This is a genomic window from uncultured Bifidobacterium sp., assembly GCF_963540075.1.
Lineage (GTDB): Bacteria > Actinomycetota > Actinomycetes > Actinomycetales > Bifidobacteriaceae > Bifidobacterium.
Genome location: NZ_CAUTOG010000002.1, coordinates 1 through 17,323, shown reverse-complemented (window position 1 = coordinate 17,323; position 17,323 = coordinate 1). Strand labels below are relative to the sequence as shown.

The following is a 17,323-nucleotide window of genomic DNA, read 5'->3' as shown; positions in this document are numbered from 1 at the left end:
AACGCTCAGGCCGATTCGCGCATGGCATGGCGTTCGGCGAGCTCACGGCGAAGTCTCATCTCGGTGATGTCATCGATGGGACGACCCGACGCCTGCCTGGGCTTGACGCCGTCGAAATCCACATAAGGCTCGTTCTCAAGGGCGTCATGGATGCTGTGCCACAGGGAGCCCACGGAGACGGCGAATACCGCGCTGCCCTGGCGCAGATACTCGGCCATCTGCTGGTCCTCCGAGCATTCATGGACGTTCTGGCCATCGCAGACGATCGTGATGCCGGACAGCTGGTCGACGGTTCGCCGGGACAGGAATCCGATCGCCGTGGTCACGTTCTGCAGATTGATCCCCACATCCAGAAGACGCTTCGACACCGCAAGAATCAGCACATCCCGGAAGGAGTACAGACGCCGGGAACCCGATCCGTGCGACGGCGTGATGGAGGGTTCGACGATCTGCTTGCGCGCCCAGTAGTCAAGCTGGCGATAGGTGATTCCGGCGACCTTGGATGCCACGGCGCCGCGATATCCCCGGCTCGGTCCGTCCACCTCGTCCACCCCGGCAAAAAGCTCCCCCTGTACGGCGTCATCGGGGAGAAGATCCTCACTATCGTCAAGAGGGATGTGAAGATGCAGCTGGGGCTTCGTGGCCATGGATGACATGTCTTCTCCTCCTCCGCCGTGCCCCGACACACGACTCATGCGCATTCCGCCCGGTCAGCGACGGCAGCGGCCAGTCTAGCACCGCGATCGTGACGCCCCGGATTCCATCCAGTCGTTTCCCGATTCGCGCCATCCCGCATCAGGCGACGACGGCCGTGCGAGTGAAGAACACGAGCCTGAACTTCCCGATCATGATCTCATCACCGTTGTGCAGGGCGGCGGAGTCAACCCGACGTCTGTTGACGTAGGTCCCGTTGAGGCTGCCGGCGTCCATCACCCTGAACGTGGAGTCCGCTCGGCGGAACACGGCATGGGCACGGGAGACGGTGGAGTCATCCAGGAGGATGTCCGCATGGGGATCCCGACCGACCGTGACCTCGTCCTCGTCAAGCAGGTAGCGCGACCCCGTCACCGCTCCCCGTGTGGAGATGAGCAGCGCGCTGCCGGGCGACAGGCGCGCGATGGTGTCGAGGTCGTCCTGCGTCAGCGGCCTGTCCCCCGTCGACGTCACGGGTATGGTGATGGCCGGGATTCCTATGATCGTGGTCTCCCCGGCGCTGGGAATGGGATCTGTCATGTCTGCTATTCTACCGTCCTCGCATACGTGTACTGCTTCGACTTCCTGGTCTCGCTGATCTGGACCTTCTTGGAGGACGTCACCGTGACGGTCGACCCGAACTTCACCTTCAGCTTCGATCCGACTCCCCCGGCGATGCTCACGGCGTTCTGAAGGTTCTGCGGATTCCCGATGGCACGGATCCGGTAGGGCGGTTCCAGGAAGACCCCGTCGCATTCGAGGCCGTCGGTGGTGTCGGACACATACGTCGAGGTCACGATTCTCACGGAATTGAGGGCCATCACCTCGGCGCCGGCGTTGCGAAGCTCCTCGATGAGCTGGAACATCGTCGCCGCATCGATCTTCTGCTTCGTGCCCTGACCGATGCGGATCACCACTCCTTCGCCCTGGGCGGCAAGACGCCCCGAAAGCAGGCCGTTCGTCTCCTCGTTCTGCTTGGCGATCTTCTCGGCCTCCTTCTGCTTGTCCACGGCCTCCTTCAGTGACGTCAGCTGGCTCTGGAGCTGGTTGCGCCGCTGCTCGAGGTTCTGCACCTGGGTGCTGGTCTCGGTGATGAGCCGCGTCAACTCCTCCTCGCTCATCGTCTCGTAGGTGGACGTCTTGTTATTGAGCTGGATGGCGTAGCCGAAGCCCAGGAAAGCGCACATGACGACGATAAGCGCGCTCGTCAGAAGCCTGGCCGGAATCCCCCGGTGCACGGAGGGATGCCTGGCGGGATGGCGGCGGACGACGGGAAAGGACCCCGTGACGATTCTGTCGTTCTCCCTGTCGCGGGCGCCTTGACTGTGCGGCGTGCGATGCGCGGGCCGCCTCTCGCCTCTTCCGTTCGACATCGCATCACCCATGGAATATGAAGCGTCGGATGGCCGAGACATTGGAGAATATGCGGATTCCAAGAACGACGATGACGGCGGTCTGGAGCTGCGATCCGACGCCGAGCTGATTGCCGAGCAGGACGAGAAGGGTGGCCGTCACGACGTTGGAGACGAAGGATATGACGAAGACGCGGTCGGAGAAGCTGCGTTCGAAGTATGCCCGTGCCGCACCAAGAAGGGCGTCCAGCGCCGCGACGACCATGACGGGAAGATAGGGCTGGATGACGATGGGGATGTCCGGACGCACGAAGATGCCGATCACCACCCCGATGATCAGTCCAAGGACAGCAGCCATCATCCGTCCTTTCTGGCATACGAGAGCTCGCCGGATGCCGCGGCTTCCAGTGTAATGGACGAGGACTTGTCGACGTGCGGATAGATTCCTGCCTGGGCGAACGTCGAATAGAGTTCCTTCTGCTCATCCGAACCCACCGCCTTGGCCAGCGTCGTCCTGTTCCCGATCGCCTGGATGCGATAGGGGCTGTCGATGCCGTTCGCTCCGATGAGAATGGTCTGTCCCGCGGTGCGAATCGAGGTCTGGACCCCCAGCCTATGACCATTGACGGCGATGGCCTCGGCACCTGCCTGCCACAGGATGGAGACCAGGGTCTGCAGATCGGCGTCGGTGACGATTCTCAGACGCGACGTCGACGATGTGGAATCCGAGGAGGCGGCCAGCGGGTCGGCGAGGGTGAGGATGATTCCCTCCCCCGCGACCTCCACCGCGCCGTTCACCATCTCGTCGTGCGACAGGACCGAATCGTCCTGCGACGCCCCGATCTTCTTCGACTGGGCATCGACTCTGCCACGCAGGGAGGAGACCTCGGAGTTCAGTGCATCAAGGCTGGTGGTCTGCTGCTCGAGCTCCTTGGCGAGGCTGGCACGGATCTGCTTGCGGGGGTCGGTGTTGAGCACTCTGACGAAGGCGCTTCCGACGAATCCCACGGCGATGCAGATGACGACGACCAGGGCACGGGTCATCCACGTCCTCAGTGTGGAACGGCGACGAGGCATGAGACGGGCGTCCAGGAACAGCGGATCCACCGGACGGTTCGTCAGATCATCGATGAGCCTGAGCGAATAGTCGTTGGCATGACGTCTGGGAATCGGGGATGCGACATCGGCTGCGTCCGGTCCGAGGACATGATGGGAGCCCAGACGGCGTGAATCCCTGGAGAAGACGACACGCGAGTGCAGAAGTCCGCGATCCGAATCAACGGGGAGACTGACGGGATCGTCCATATCCGCACCCATCCCTACCCCCGACGGCGGAGCAGGGCGTAGCCCTGCCACGCGTACAGCAGGCCCGCCAGCCAGTACAGGGCGATTCCCCAGATGAAGATGGACAGGGAGATGACATGGAGCACCGTTCCGAAGGGATCGGGCCACAGGTCCGCGATGATGAGGGTGACGATGGACGTCATCAGCAGCGCGGTTCCGGACTTGCCCACGAAATGAACGGGAAGGGGCCCATAGTCATGCTGCGCGAGCACGAGGATCTGGGTCGCCATCAGGCAGTCGCGCAGCCCCACCACCAGAAGCATCCACCAGGGGATGATGCCGGCGATCCCCAGGGCGAGAATGCTGCAGAAGATGAGCAGCCTGTCGGCGAGCGGGTCAAGGATCTGTCCGATGCGGCTGACCTGGTCGAAGCGACGCGCGATGATGCCGTCCACGCCATCCGACACCGCGGACAGTCCCAGAACGACCAGGGCCGGGGCCATGTCATGACCTGCGATCAGCGCGGCGATGAACGGTATGGAGATGATGCGCAACACGCTGATGAGGTTCGGGACGGTGAGATACACGTCCCTCGGCTCCGGACCATACCCCTCCCGGCGCCCCCTGCCTGCGGATCCCTCGGACATCGGCGCCTGGTCAGATCCTCGAGGCCTGCAGCGCGGTGACGATGATCCCCCGCGCGCCGACGTCGTAGAGACGGTCCATCAGCTGATTGACCTTGTCCTTGGGAACCATGACGCGCACCGCCGACCACTGCTTGTCATGGAGGGGCGAGATGGTCGGGCTTTCGAATCCTGGCGTGACCTCCACGGCGCGGGAGACCTTGGAGACGGGAATGTCGTAGTCCATCAGAACGTAGCGGTGGGCCGTCAGGACGCCCTCGATGCGCCTCTTGAGGACGACGAGGCCATCGTCGTCCTCGGCGAGGCGCGGCGAGCGGATGAGAATGGCCTCGGAATGCAGGATCGGGTCGGCGAAGACGCGCAGTCCCGCATTGCGCAGCGTCGTCCCCGTGGACACGACGTCGGCGATGAGGTCCGCGACCCCGAGCTGGACCGAGGATTCCACGGCTCCGTCGAGATGGATGATGTCGGCGGCGATGCCGTGGGCCGCCAGATAGTCATGGACGAGCTTGTCGTAGGAGCTGGCCACACGTCTGCCGTCGATGTCCGACAGCTCGGAGATGGCCGAGTCCCTGGGGGCGGCGAAGCGGAAGGTGGATGCCCCGAATCCCAGAGGGAGATCCTCGACCGCGTCGGTTCCGGAGTTGAGCAGCAGGTCGCGTCCCGTGATCCCGACGTCGATGGTTCCCCTGCCTACGTACACCGCGATGTCGAGCGGCCGCAGGTAGAACAGCTCGATGCCGTTGTCGGGGTCCTTGACCACCAGCTGACGCGGATTGCTCCGCAGGCGGTATCCCGCCTCGGAGAGCATGGTCCAGGACGGTTCGGACAGCATGCCCTTGTTGGGCACGGCGATTCTTAACATGGATGTCCCCTCCGGGCGGCCTCGAGCCGCTCACAGATTGCCGTAGATGTCCTCCAGCGTGATGCCCTTGGCGATCATCATCACCTGCAGATGATAGATGAGCTGGCTCATCTCCTCCGCGGTCCGATCCGCTCCCTCATATTCGGCGGCGATCCAGGTCTCCCCCGCCTCCTCGGCGATTTTCTTGCCGATGGCATGGGTGCCTCTGGCAAGCTCCGCGACGGTGGATGACCCGGGGTCCTGCCGCTCGGCCTTGTCACTGAGCTCCGCGAACAGCGATTCGAACGTCTTCATGTGATCTCCGATTCCTTCCGTCCCGCGACCGCGGGCTATGCCCTGAAGGCCTTCTGCCCTGCGGAACGGATGTCCGCGATGGCCTTCGCTCTGTCCTGGGATCCGTACACCGCGGAGCCGGCCACGAGCACGTCGGCTCCGGCCGCGGCCACCGTGGCCGCGGTGGCGGGACCCACTCCCCCATCCACCTGGATGCTGGTCCCCAGGCCCCGCCTGGTGATCTCGTCGCGCAGGCGACGGACCTTGCCCATCTGGTTGGCGAGGAACCTCTGCCCGCCGAAGCCGGGCTCCACGGTCATGACGAGAACCATGTCGAATTCGTCCAGAACGTCGAAGATCGGTTCGACCGGTTCGGCCGGACGGACCGCGAAGCAGGCCTTGCAGCCCATCTCGTGCAGCTGGCGGGCGAGTCTGACGGGCGCATGCGTGGCCCCCATATGGAAGCTGATGGAGGCGGCTCCCAGACGAGCGTATTCGGGCGCCCAGCGGTCGGGATCCTCGATCATGAGATGCACGTCGATAGGGAGCGTCGTCACCTGGCAGATCCTGGCGATGACGGGCTCGCCAAGCGTGAGATTCGGCACGAAATGATGGTCCATGACGTCCACATGGACGAGGTCGGCCGTGGCTATGGCATCAAGGTCGCGCTCGAGATTGCAGAAGTCCGCGGAGAGGATGCTGGGTGCGATTCGTATGGTCATGATGCCCATTCTAGGAAGGAAGACAGACGGGATGGGAATTCAGGGTCGGCGTGGTGCCGAATCGTCCTAGGATTCCGCGGATTCCGCATCCGATTCCCCATCACCCCGCGGCTTCTCCCCGTCCCCGCGCACCGCATCTCCGCCGGTGTCCTCCTGCGGGACCCCCTGCTGGGGCGTGTCGCCTCCCACGGGATGGCTCCGGCCTTCGGCAGCCGCCTCGGCCACGGTGACGGCCTGCAGTCCCCTGCGCAGGTCAGCGGCGGAGGAGCCCACCCGCTGAATGACGATGAAGGCCACGACGCCGAGGACGAACACCACCATCGACACCCATACGTTGATGCGCACACCGAGAAACTCGTGCGCGAAGTCGATGCGCAGCGTCTCGATCCAGGTGCGTCCGGCCGTGTACCACATGACGTACAGGGCGAAGATCGAGCCCGCACGCAGTCGGTCCGCGGCTTTGCGCCCGATGATGACCAGCAGCGCGGCACCGATGAGGTTCCAGATCATCTCGTAGAGGAACGTGGGCTGGAACAGCGTTCCCGTGGGGCAGGTCGATCCGTCGTAGCACTCCTCGCTGGATCCGATGGCACTTCCCGAGGAGTTGATCTTCAGTCCCCATGGCAGCGTGGTCGGAGCCCCGTAGAGCTCCTGGTTGAACCAGTTGCCGAGTCGACCGATGGCCTGGGCGACGAGAAGACCGGGAGCCACGGCATCGGCGAGCAGGGCCATGGGATAACGCCGGTGCCGGCACCACGCCCAGGCTCCCAGGGCGCCGAAGAGGATGGATCCCCAGATTCCCAGGCCACCATGCCAGATGCGGAAGATCTCCACCCAGTCGCCGTTCGGCCCGAAGAAGCGCTCCGGCGTGGTAACGACGTGATACAGCCGCGCTCCCACGATTCCGGCGGGAACGGCGCACAGGGTGACGTCGAGGACCTGGTCGAAGGTGCCTCCCATTCGCCTCCACCGCACGGTGAGGATCGTCACCGCGGCGATGATGCCGGCGAGCATGCACAGCGCGTAGATGTGAATGGTGATGGGGCCGATCGTGAACTCGGACACCGTCGGGGACGGTATATACGCCAGCGTCATTCCTGCTCTCCCTCGTCTCGTTCCTTCGACGCGGCGGTGCCGCGACGAACGCGGTCCATCGCCCGCATGGTCCTCCGGCGGTCGCTCTCCTGGACCCTCAGCCCTTCCGCGCCGAACGGACCCCTTCGGCGAGCTCGCGGGTGCGCGCCGCCAGATCCTCAAGCCCGCGCACGGGATCCTTGAGGGATCCGTCATCCTCCAGCAGCGTATGGACCAGCGCGGAGCCCACGATGACGCCGTCCGCGTAGGAGCCGACATGCCTGGCCTGCTCAGCCGTCGACACGCCGATGCCGACGCAGACGCGGTCCGCCCCGGCCGCGCGCGTGCGGGCCACAAGCCTTTCGGGGGACGTGGACATGGTCGACCGCTCTCCCGTGACCCCCATGCGGGAGGCCGCGTAGACGAAGCCTCGGGCGTTGGCGGCCGCCACTTGGAGCCGCCCGTCGGTGGAATCGGGAGACACGAGGAAGATCCGGTCCAGACCATAGCGATCCGAGGATTCGATCCACTCGCCGGCCTCGTCGGGGATGAGATCGGGGGTGATGAGGCCGGCGCCGCCGGCCTCGGCGAACTCGCGCGCGAAGCGCGTCACCCCGAAGTGGAGGATGAGGTTCCAATAGCTCATCACCAACGGAACGGCACCGGCCTCCGCGACCGCCTGCACGGCCTCGAACACGTGCGCGATCCGCTCCCCCGCGCCGATGGCGATCTGCGAGGCCTTCTGGATGACCGGGCCATCCATGACGGGATCGGAATAAGGCAGTCCTATCTCGACCACGTCGACGCCGTTGCGCACGATCGTGCGCAGGGCCTCGAGCGATGTCGCCGAATCGGGGAAGCCATAGGGGAGATACCCGATGAAGGCGGGTCTGTTCTCGGTGGACTTCAGCTCATCGAGACGCGCCGCCGTCGGACTGGGCCGATGGCTGATTCCCAGAGGCTGTCCCGAGGGTGTGGTCGTGGCCGTCTCATCCGAGGCGAGGCCTGCCGTCATATGGTTCGTCATGGTGTTCACTTCCCGTCCACCGAGGTGCCATGGGACCCATTGGCCTCCAGCGCCCTGCTCTGCTCGTCGGTGAGATAGCCGAACCACCGTCCGGCGGTGGCCACGTCCTTGTCCCCCCGACCCGAGACGTTGACGATCATCACGGGGCTGTCGACCCCCCTGGCCTTGAGGTCGGCGGCGGCTTTGTAGGCGCCCGCGACGGCATGCGCGCTTTCGATGGCCGGGATGATCCCCTCGGTCTCGCACAGGTCCTTGAAGGCACCCATCGCCTCGTCATCGGTCGCCCACGAATAGTGGACCCGGCCGAGCTCCTTGAGCCAGGCGTGTTCGGGACCGACGGAGGCATAGTCGAGGCCCGCCGAGATCGAATAGGTGTCGAGGGTCTGCCCCTCGTCGTTCTCCAGCAGATAGGACTTCGCGCCCTGGAAGACGCCGAGCTGGCCGGTGCCGGGGGCGAAGCGGATGGCGTGCTCGCCGGATTCGGGTCCATGTCCGCCGGCCTCGAATCCGTACAGCTGGACGCGGTCGTCATCAAGGAAGGCGTTCATGACGCCGATGGCGTTGGATCCGCCGCCCACGCAGGCGCAGATGGCGTCCGGATGGTCGATGCCGAAATCGTTCTTCAGCTGGCTTTTGGCCTCCTCGCCGATGATCTTCTGGAAGTCGCGCACCATGGTCGGGAAGGGATGGGGGCCCGCGACCGTACCGAGCAGATAGTGGGTGTCCTCCACGTTGGTGACCCAGTCGCGCAGGGCCTCGTTGATGGCGTCCTTGAGGATGCGGGTGCCCTGCGTGACCTCGACGACCTCGGCGCCGAGCAGACGCATGCGCGCCACGTTGAGAGCCTGGCGTCTCGCGTCGATCTGTCCCATGTAGATGCGGCATCGAAGACCGAGCAGGGCGCAGACCGTCGCCGTGGCGACGCCGTGCTGCCCGGCGCCCGTCTCGGCGATGACGCGGTGCTTGCCCATGCGCCTGACGAGAAGGGCCTGTCCCAGGGCGTTGTTGATCTTGTGGGCGCCGGTGTGGTTGAGGTCCTCGCGCTTGAGGAAGACGCGCGCGTGGACGCCGACCCTCCTGTTGAGCAGGGCAGCGAAGCCCGGGGCCTCCGTCAGCGGCGAGGGACGTCCGACGTACTGGTGGTTGAGCCGGGCGAACTCCCGATGGAACGCGGGATCGGCCTTGGCCTCCTCGTACACGCCTTCGAGCTCGTCAAGGGCACCGACCAGGGCCTCGGGGACGTAGCGTCCGCCGAATCGTCCGAAATACGGTCCCTGATGAGTGCTGAGAGGAAGGCTCTCCGAGGCGCGCACGCGATGGCCCGCCGCGACGAGCCGGGAGACGGCAAGGGCGTGATCGTCGGCGGTGGCGACGCCTTCGCCGACGAGGACGGCGTCCGCGCCCGCCCGCGCGTAGTCCTCCACTTCGACGCTTCCGAAGATTCCGGACTCGGCAACGCGGATGACATCCGCCGGAAGGTCGTCGGCAAGCTGCCGATAGCGGTTCACATCGACCCTCAGGTCCTTGAGGTTGCGGGCGTTCACGCCGATCACCGAGGCCCCGGCCGCGATCGCCCGATCGATCTCCTCGCGGGTGTGCGCCTCGACCAGCGCCGTCATGCCGAGCTCGTGGACAAGGTCGAGCAGCCGACGCAGCGTGGCGTCGTCCAGGCCGGCCACGATGAGCAGCACGAGGTCGGCGCCGTGGGCCCTGGCCTCCCAGACCTGATAGTCCGTGGCGATGAAGTCCTTGCGCAGCACAGGGACATGCACGGAGGAGCGCACCACGTCAAGATCCCCGAGGGATCCGAGGAAACGACGCCGCTCCGTAAGCACGGAGATCGCCGAGGCTCCGCCCCTTTCGTAGTCACGCGCCAGTGCGCCCGGATCGGGGATGTCCGCAAGATGGCCCTTGGACGGGGATGACCGCTTGATCTCGGCGATCACCGGAACGGCGTCATCCCGACGGAGCCACGCCCGGGCGTCCAGGGGCGCGGACGCCGCGACGGCGGCCTTCCGCACCTCATCCAGGGACACGTCCCGTTCCCGGGTCCGCGCATCCTGCAGGGCTCCCGCCATCAGATCGTCGAGTACCGTCACAGTCCTCTCCTTCGCTTGTGCCTTCGGGCAACTGTAGTCGCCGACGTGGAATGCCGTGGATCGGCCCCGGATCCTTCGGCGGGCCATCGGGACGGCCCGCCCGGCCGAATCTCACAGGTTGCGCAGCCTGGCCGCGATCTGCACGGCCTCGACGCTCGCCTCCGCCTTGTTGCGGGTCTCCTGCCATTCGTTGGCCGGCACGGAGTCGAGCACGATGCCGGCACCCGCCTGCACCGAAGCCTCATGGTCGCGCAGGAAGGCCGTCCGGATCGCAATGGCCATGTCCATGTTCCCTGAGAAGTCGAAGTAGCCCACCGTGCCGCCATAGATGCCACGGTCCGCCGGCTCGAGCTCGTCGATGATGTCCACCGCCCGCGGCTTCGGGGCGCCCGACAGGGTGCCCGCGGGGAAGGCCGAGGTGAACACGTCGAAGGTGCCCACCCCGGGCGCCACGCGTCCCGTCACCGTGGAGCAGATGTGCATGATGTGGCTGAAGCGCCTGATGTCCATGAGGGAGACGACCTCCACGCTGTCCGGCACGCACACGCGGCTGAGGTCGTTGCGCGACAGGTCGACGAGCATGATGTGCTCGCTGCGCTCCTTGGGGTCGGCGAGCAGCTCCTGGGAGAGCCGCTCGTCCTCCTCGGGCGTGTTCCCGCGCGGGCGCGAGCCGGCGATGGGGAAGGTCATGACATGACCGTCGTCGACCTTGATCAGCGTCTCCGGACTCGATCCGATGACGGAGAAGTCGCGCCCCTGCGGATCGGTGAGAGCGAAGAAGTACATATAAGGGCTGGGATTGAGAGTGCGCAGCACCCGATAGACGTCGAAGGGGTCCGCCGGGGAGTCGATGTCGAGTCTCTGGGAGATGACGACCTGGAACACGTCGCCCTCGACGATATGCCGCTTCGCGGCCTCCACCGACCGCTCGTACCGGTCCTTCGGCGTGCGGAAGCGCAGCTCGGGGGTCGGCGCGTCGGGGTCCAGCACGCTCACCCTCGTCTCGCCGTCGACGGGCGTGGCCGCCGCCCTCTGCATGCGGTCGAGCCGGGCCACGGCACCGTGGTAGGCCTCATCGGCCCGCGTGGGACGGTCATCGACGTTGACGGCGTTCGCGACCAGCCAGACCGAACCCGACACATGGTCGACGACGGCCACGTCGGTGGCGAGCGACAGGGCGAGCTCGGGCTGCCCCGTCTCGTCCGGGGCCTGGGCCCTCAGCGTCGGCTCCCAGTGCCGGATGGCGTCCCATCCGACCGATCCGACCAGACCGCCGGTGAGGTTGGGAAGGCCTTCGACATGGGGGGCCCGAAGCACCTTGAGCGCGGCATGGGCCACCTCGATGGCATCCCCCTCGCGCGGGATCCCGGCGGGAACCGTCCCCAGCCAGGCCGCACGGCCACGGTCGGAACGCAACTGGGCCATCGAGTCGACGCCGATGAAGCTGTAGCGGCTCCAGGACCCACCGTATTCCGCGGATTCGAGGATGAAGGTGCCGCTTCGTCCCCCCGCAAGCCGTTCATACAGTCCGACCGGCGTGAGCGAATCGGCGAGCAGCCGCCGGACTATGGGGATGACCCGGTATCCCTCGTCGGCCAAGGCATGGAAGGTGGCGCGATCCGGCCATGTCTGGCCCCATCCCAAATCCTTCACGCTGCACTGCGTCATCTTTCATCCTCCTGCTCCGGGGTGCGATGCCCCTCCACGACCGGCAGGGGGCCGCCGGCGTCGAAACAGGAGTGCGCCCCGGTGTGGCAGGCGGCGCCCACCTGGTCGACCTCGACGAGCAGCGCATCGCCGTCGCAGTCGAGCGACACGCCCTTGACGTACTGGACGTGCCCCGAGGTGTCGCCCTTGCGCCAGAACTCCTGACGTGAACGGGACCAGAAGCTCACGCGGCCAGTGCTCAGCGTGCGACGCAGCGCCTCGTCGTTCATGTACCCCACCATCAGCACCTCATGGGTGTCGTACTGCTGCACCACGGCCACGACGAGCCCTTTCGGGTCGCGCTTGAGCCGTGAGGCTATCGCGGGGTCGAGCCGATCCCGGGTCTCCGAGTCCGATGCTGCCACCGACATGCGTGTGGACTGAGCCATATCGTCTTCCGTTCTGCGTCCCGCCGCCTTCGCGGCACCGCCGATCACATGTCCGGGGACGCCTGATGCGTTCCCCGGTTCGTCCTGTCCGGGTCGGTCAGGCTCCCGGGACCGCTCTTACCGTGTATCCGGCGCGTCTGAGTTCGCCTTTGACGTCGGCGATGGTCATCACGCCGAAATGGAACACCGAGGCGGCGAGCACGGCGTCGGCTCCGGCGGCCACGGCCGGGGGGAAGTCCTCCGGTCTGCCGGCGCCGCCGCTGGCGATGAGGGGGATGGTGACCTCCTGCCGCACATCCCGGATCATCTCGAGATCGAAGCCGTCACGCGTGCCATCGGCGTCCATCGAATTGAGGAGAATCTCGCCGGCTCCCAGCTCCTGGGCCCGTCGCACCCACCACAGGGCATCGATGCCCGTGGACGTCCTTCCGCCCATCGTCGTGACCTCGTACCCCGAGGCCGTATGGCGCTCGCCGCGTTCGCGCCGTGCATCGACGGAGAGGACGAGCACCTGGTTGCCGAATCGACGCGCGATGCGCTCGATCAGGGTGGGGTCGTTGATCGCCGCCGTATTGACGCCCACCTTGTCGGCTCCGCAACGCAGCAGCGAATCGACGTCCTCGACGCTGCGCACGCCCCCGCCGACGGTGAGTGGGATGAACAGGCGCTCGGAGGTGCGGCTGACGACGTCGACCATCGTCCGGCGATGCGAGCTGGAGGCCGTGACGTCGAGGAAGGTGAGCTCGTCGGCCCCCTGGCGGTAGTATTCCGCAGCAAGTTCCACGGGGTCCCCGGCGTCGCGGAGGTGATCGAAATGCACGCCCTTGACGACGCGTCCGGCGTCCACGTCAAGACATGGGATGACACGAACAGCCAACGACATGGAAACCTCCCTCGGCCTGGCGCCCGCCGGCGCTGGAGTCCAGCCTAGCGACCCCCTTCGTCAAAAGGGGTGGCCCCTCCGATGGAGCAGCGACGATCAGGAGACGGTCGGAACGTCCCCGTCCATCGTCTGTCCGGCTCCCTCCACGGCACGTGCGGCGAGCTGGCCGCAGGCGCCGTCGATGTCGCTGCCCCGAGTGTCACGCAGGGTGGCCGTGATGCCGGCGGCATGAAGCACTTCGAGGAATCGGTCCTCGTCCTCCGGCTTCGACGCCGTCCACCGTGACCCCTCGATGGGGTTCAGCGGGATGGGGTTGACGTGCACCCAGTCGTCCCCGTAGTGGTTGAGCCGTCTCGCCAGCTCCCGGGCGTGCCGTTCCTGGTCGTTGATGCCCCGCATCAGCGCGTATTCGATGCTCACGCGACGCTTCGTCGCAAGGAAGTAGTCATGCGCCGCGTCAAGCACCTGCGCGGTGTCGAAGCGTCTGTTCATCGGGACCAGCTCGTCACGCAGGGCGTCGTCGGGCGCATGCAGCGACACGGCAAGCCGGATGGGCAGCCCCTCGGCCGAAAGCCTGCGGATGCCGGGGACCACCCCGACGGTGGACACCGTGATGTTCCTCGCGGAGATGCCGAACCCCTTCGTTTCCGGCGCAGAGATGCGCCGCACCGCGGTAACGACCGACCGGTAGTTGGCCATGGGCTCGCCCTCGCCCATGAACACCACGTTGCTCAGCCGTCCGGGGCCTCCGGCGACCTGCCCGTCACGCATCATGCGGGCGGCGACGCGGACCTGCTCGAGAATCTCCGCGGTCGACAGGTTCCTGGTGAGTCCCAGCCCTCCCGTGGCGCAGAAGGGACACCCCATCCCGCATCCGACCTGGCTGGAGATGCACAGCGTGGCACGGGTGGGATAGCGCATGAGGACCGATTCGATGAGCGAACCGTCGAACAGACGCCACAGCGTCTTGATGGTCATGCCCTCGTCGGCCGTCTGATGGGTGACCTCGGTGATCAGAGGCGGAAGGAAAAGCCTGCCGATCTCCTCCCTCCGGTCGGCCGGAAGGTCAGTGAAGCCGCTGACGTCCACGTCGAGATGACCGTAGTAGTGCGAAGCCAGCTGCCGTGCGCGGAATTGCGGGAGGCCGAAAGAGGCCATGGCCTCCGCGGCCTCGGCGTCGCTCATGTCGGCAAGATGGCGCTGCGGCCTGCCTCGTCGGTGACGCCCGGACGCCAGCACCTCCCGGAATTCAGAAGACGATGCCCTGCGCTCCGGGAATGAGGGGTGCCGAGACCGTGAGACGGTTGGGGCCGGAACGTCCTCCCGGGTGTCGTCGGCGGTGTCGTCGGCCTCGTCGGACCGAGCTTCATCCCTGCCATTCTCCTGCGTCACCGCATTCCTCCGTCTCGTGGGCATGAGTGCCCGCCCGTCATCCGAACAGACCCGTCCGGCGATTCATCCGATGCCCCCATCGACGTCACGGGCATGGCTGCGACGACCGGCTTCGGCATTGCGACGACCGGACTTCCCGGCGAGAAGCCTCATAGCCCCACCATCCATAGCAGGGCGGCGAGGAACGGGGCGGACAGCAGAATGGAATCGACCCGATCCATGACCCCCCCGTGCCCCTTGAGCAGATGTCCCATGTCCTTGATGCCGATGTCCCGTTTGAGCATGGAGGCGCACAGATCGCCGAACGTGCCGACGATGCCGACCATGACGCCCGCCACCAGAGGAACCCACCAGCGGTCAGCCCAACGGTGGGACCATGTGCAGACGAAGATCGCATAGGCTCCGATCGTGGCGAGCAGCATGGATCCGGCGAGACCCTCCACCGATTTCTTGGGCGAGATGCGCGGCGAGAGCCTGTGCCGTCCGAACCACGCACCGGCGAACAGTCCCCCGGTGTCGCTCAGGGCGGGAAGGAACACGAGGACCAGCGCATGCGCGAAATGATGACCGTTGAAGGTCAGCGGCAGTACTATGCAGGAGGCCAGAAGCGGGACGTACATCAGCGAGAACATCGACACGGCCATATGGCTCAGCCTGCTGTGGTGAAGCTCCCCCGTCTCATGGTTGAACGACGATTCGGTACGGGCCGATGGCTCGGCGCTGGCCAGCTTGTCCGCCACCGCCAGGGAGAGCCGGTTGCCGAAGCTGAGCGTCATGGTGGACATGACGACCACGGCGAGCATCGACAGAGCCATGGCGACCGTCATCGCCATCACATGCCGCGACGAGTAGTAGGTGACGACCAGGGTCGCGGTGGAGCAGATCCAGAGGGTCACCACGGGGATGTGAAGTCCCACCGTGGCGAAGTCGACGCGCAGCTCCCACAGGGCGAGAATCATGAAAACCACGATCAGCAGCAGGAAGAGGTCCATGCTGATCCATAGGCAGGCGAGGATGATGACGACGAGCACGGCCGCCGTCGCCACCGCCTGGGGCATGTTCCTGCCGGCCCTGCGGTTGATCTGCTCGACGACCTGCTCCACGTCCTCCGGGGAATCGTCATGCGGTCTGCGAACGCTCATCGGCCGTCCTTCGGATGCGTCGACCCGGACAGGGTCAGACCTCCATGATCTCGCCGCGCTTGGTCTCGAACAGCTCGTCAAGCTGGTCGGTGACCTGCCGGGTGAGCTTGTCGAGCTCCTTGAGAAGACGGTCCCCCTCGTCCTCCCCCATCCCGCCGTCCTTGACGCTGCGGTCGATCTCCTCCTTGGCCTTGCGCCGGATGTTGCGCACGGCCACCTTGCCGTCCTCCGCCTTGGTCTTGGCGAGCTTGACGTACTCGCGTCGACGATCCTCCGTCAGCTCCGGCATGGTGATGCGGATGACGTTGCCGTCGCGCCGGGGGCTCACGCCCAGATCCGAGTCGCGGATGGCCTTCTCCACGGCGTTGGCCTGCGAGGCGTCGTAGGGCGTGACCGACAGGGTGCGCGGCTCCGGCACCCCGATGGACGCGACCGACTTGATGGGCGTGGGAACCCCGTAGTAGTCCACGGTGAGTCCGTTGAGAAGACCGGGATTGGCGCGTCCCGTGCGGATGCCGGAGAAGTTCTCCTTGGTCGCCTCGACCGACTTGGCCATCTGCTCCTTCGCCTGGGTTATCGCTGATGCCATGATGATCCTTCCGATTCTGGGAACTCGTCCCGGTGTGGCCGTCATTCGACGGTGAATGCCGTGTACCGGCCGAGGTCTTCCTTACCCGGCCACGCTAGACTCGACGTCCGACACCAGCGTGCCGATCGGCTCCCCAAGAAGGGCCCTCGTCACGTTGCCATCGCCCTCCAGGCCGAAGACACGGATGCGTTTGCCGTTGTCGCGGGCCATGGACAACGCCGAGGCGTCCATCACCGACAGGTTGTCGACCAGGGCGCGGGTGTAGCTCAGAGAGGTGAAGCGACGGGCCGTGGAATCGCGACGGGGATCGGCGGTGTAGACGCCGTCCACGCCGTTCTTGCCCATCAGCACCTCGTCGCAGTGGATCTCCAGCGACCTCTGGATGGAGACGGTGTCGGTGGAGAAGTACGGCATGCCGGCGCCGGCGCCGAAGATCACGACGCGCCCCTTCTCCAGATGGCGGATGGCCTTGAGGGGGATGTAGGGCTCGGCCACCTGCCCCATGGCGATGGCGGTCTGGACCCGCGTCGCCTGCCCCTCCTGCTCGAGGAAGTCCTGCAGCGCGAGGCAGTTCATCACGGTCCCCAGCATCCCCATGTAGTCTCCGCGACTGCGGTCGATCCCCGCCTGCTGGAGCTCGGCGCCACGGAAGAAGTTGCCTCCCCCCACGACGATGGCCACCTGCACCCCCTGGCCGACCGCAACCGCTATCTCGCGGGCGATGCGACGGACGATATGCGTGTCGACGCCGACCGATCCTCCGCCGAAGGCCTCACCGGAGAGCTTGAGAAGAACGCGCCGTGAACCCTCGGCCATCTCGTCCGCCATGTCAACAGACCCCCTGTCCACGGCGCGCACGCGCCCGGAATCGAACCATGGCAAGGCTACACGGCGATCGCGACAGACGGAGGGGTGAGTCCATCCCGATGGGCTCGAGGACGGGAGGGGTCGGCCACTCATCGGAAAGCGGCGGTTTGAGCCACTGCGCCCCGTCGCTTCCGCGATGTCCCTGCGCACACCACGGGGTCTGCGCGCGCCCACACGGCGAACGCATGACGGAAGGTCCGATGAAGGTCCGGACGAAGGCGAATCGGGCGGGAGCATCCGACTTACCGGGGGGGACCCCCCCCGGATGCGGCGCGGCGGGGGCGTGCAACACGGGCTGTGCGGACCCCGGGCGGCCGTCCG

At 66.1% G+C, this 17,323-nt stretch carries 19 protein-coding genes; all 19 read right to left on the bottom strand.

Features of this window, described 5'->3' with window-relative positions; genetic code table 11:
* Window positions 1-5: 5 nt before the first annotated feature.
* Entirely contained in the window at window positions 6-656 is a 651-nt protein-coding gene (locus RWX87_RS00715; RefSeq protein WP_314685852.1) for a MerR family transcriptional regulator, read from the bottom strand.
* Between the two features lie 139 nt (window positions 657-795).
* Window positions 796-1,233, bottom strand: a complete 438-nt coding sequence (locus tag RWX87_RS00710; RefSeq protein ID WP_314685850.1) for an FHA domain-containing protein — start codon at window positions 1,231-1,233, stop codon at window positions 796-798.
* Between the two features lie 5 nt (window positions 1,234-1,238).
* A complete protein-coding gene (locus RWX87_RS00705) occupies window positions 1,239-2,066 on the bottom strand; it encodes a DUF881 domain-containing protein (RefSeq protein WP_314685847.1) in 828 nt (275 codons plus the stop codon).
* A gap of 4 nt (window positions 2,067-2,070) precedes the next feature.
* Window positions 2,071-2,403, bottom strand: coding sequence for a small basic family protein (locus tag RWX87_RS00700; protein ID WP_314685921.1), 333 nt, complete (start codon window positions 2,401-2,403; stop codon window positions 2,071-2,073).
* Complete coding sequence (locus RWX87_RS00695; RefSeq protein ID WP_399552262.1) at window positions 2,403-3,362, bottom strand: DUF881 domain-containing protein; 960 nt, start codon at window positions 3,360-3,362, stop codon at window positions 2,403-2,405. The genes RWX87_RS00700 and RWX87_RS00695 overlap by 1 nt, the downstream gene beginning before the upstream one ends.
* Window positions 3,363-3,364: 2 nt before the next feature.
* On the bottom strand, window positions 3,365-3,976 hold the full coding sequence (locus RWX87_RS00690; protein ID WP_314685844.1) for a CDP-alcohol phosphatidyltransferase family protein: 612 nt from the start codon (window positions 3,974-3,976) through the stop codon (window positions 3,365-3,367).
* Window positions 3,977-3,986: 10 nt separating this feature from the next.
* Window positions 3,987-4,838: an ATP phosphoribosyltransferase gene (hisG, locus tag RWX87_RS00685; protein WP_314685843.1), complete on the bottom strand. Its 852-nt coding sequence runs from the start codon at window positions 4,836-4,838 to the stop codon at window positions 3,987-3,989.
* A 30-nt stretch (window positions 4,839-4,868) separates the two neighbouring features.
* Window positions 4,869-5,132 (bottom strand): phosphoribosyl-ATP diphosphatase, encoded by a 264-nt coding sequence (locus RWX87_RS00680; RefSeq protein WP_314685842.1) that lies wholly within the window; start codon window positions 5,130-5,132, stop codon window positions 4,869-4,871.
* A gap of 35 nt (window positions 5,133-5,167) precedes the next feature.
* Window positions 5,168-5,833, bottom strand: a complete 666-nt coding sequence (gene rpe / locus RWX87_RS00675) for a ribulose-phosphate 3-epimerase (protein ID WP_314685841.1) — start codon at window positions 5,831-5,833, stop codon at window positions 5,168-5,170.
* Window positions 5,834-5,899: 66 nt separating this feature from the next.
* Window positions 5,900-6,928 carry a prolipoprotein diacylglyceryl transferase gene (gene lgt / locus RWX87_RS00670; RefSeq protein WP_314685840.1) on the bottom strand — a complete coding sequence of 343 codons (1,029 nt, stop codon included), beginning with the start codon at window positions 6,926-6,928 and terminating at the stop codon, window positions 5,900-5,902.
* A gap of 97 nt (window positions 6,929-7,025) precedes the next feature.
* The gene (gene trpA, locus RWX87_RS00665; RefSeq protein WP_314685839.1) at window positions 7,026-7,934 is read right to left on the bottom strand and encodes a tryptophan synthase subunit alpha; all 909 of its coding nucleotides are present in this window, start codon (window positions 7,932-7,934) and stop codon (window positions 7,026-7,028) included.
* A 5-nt stretch (window positions 7,935-7,939) separates the two neighbouring features.
* Entirely contained in the window at window positions 7,940-10,033 is a 2,094-nt protein-coding gene (trpB, locus tag RWX87_RS00660) for a tryptophan synthase subunit beta (protein WP_314685838.1), read from the bottom strand.
* A gap of 111 nt (window positions 10,034-10,144) precedes the next feature.
* Entirely contained in the window at window positions 10,145-11,701 is a 1,557-nt protein-coding gene (gene trpE / locus RWX87_RS00655) for an anthranilate synthase component I (RefSeq protein WP_314685837.1), read from the bottom strand.
* Entirely contained in the window at window positions 11,698-12,111 is a 414-nt protein-coding gene (gene hisI, locus RWX87_RS00650; RefSeq protein ID WP_314685919.1) for a phosphoribosyl-AMP cyclohydrolase, read from the bottom strand. Before hisI ends, trpE begins: the two co-directional genes overlap by 4 nt.
* Before the next feature lie 115 nt (window positions 12,112-12,226).
* Window positions 12,227-13,012 (bottom strand): imidazole glycerol phosphate synthase subunit HisF, encoded by a 786-nt coding sequence (gene hisF, locus RWX87_RS00645; protein WP_314685836.1) that lies wholly within the window; start codon window positions 13,010-13,012, stop codon window positions 12,227-12,229.
* 96 nt (window positions 13,013-13,108) lie between these two features.
* The gene (gene rlmN, locus RWX87_RS00640; protein WP_399552263.1) at window positions 13,109-14,251 is read right to left on the bottom strand and encodes a 23S rRNA (adenine(2503)-C(2))-methyltransferase RlmN; all 1,143 of its coding nucleotides are present in this window, start codon (window positions 14,249-14,251) and stop codon (window positions 13,109-13,111) included.
* A gap of 302 nt (window positions 14,252-14,553) precedes the next feature.
* Window positions 14,554-15,546, bottom strand: coding sequence for a phosphatidate cytidylyltransferase (locus RWX87_RS00635; RefSeq protein ID WP_314685834.1), 993 nt, complete (start codon window positions 15,544-15,546; stop codon window positions 14,554-14,556).
* A gap of 34 nt (window positions 15,547-15,580) precedes the next feature.
* Entirely contained in the window at window positions 15,581-16,135 is a 555-nt protein-coding gene (gene frr, locus RWX87_RS00630; RefSeq protein WP_314685833.1) for a ribosome recycling factor, read from the bottom strand.
* A gap of 81 nt (window positions 16,136-16,216) precedes the next feature.
* Entirely contained in the window at window positions 16,217-16,963 is a 747-nt protein-coding gene (gene pyrH / locus RWX87_RS00625; protein WP_314685832.1) for a UMP kinase, read from the bottom strand.
* Between the last annotated feature and the right edge of the window lie 360 nt (window positions 16,964-17,323).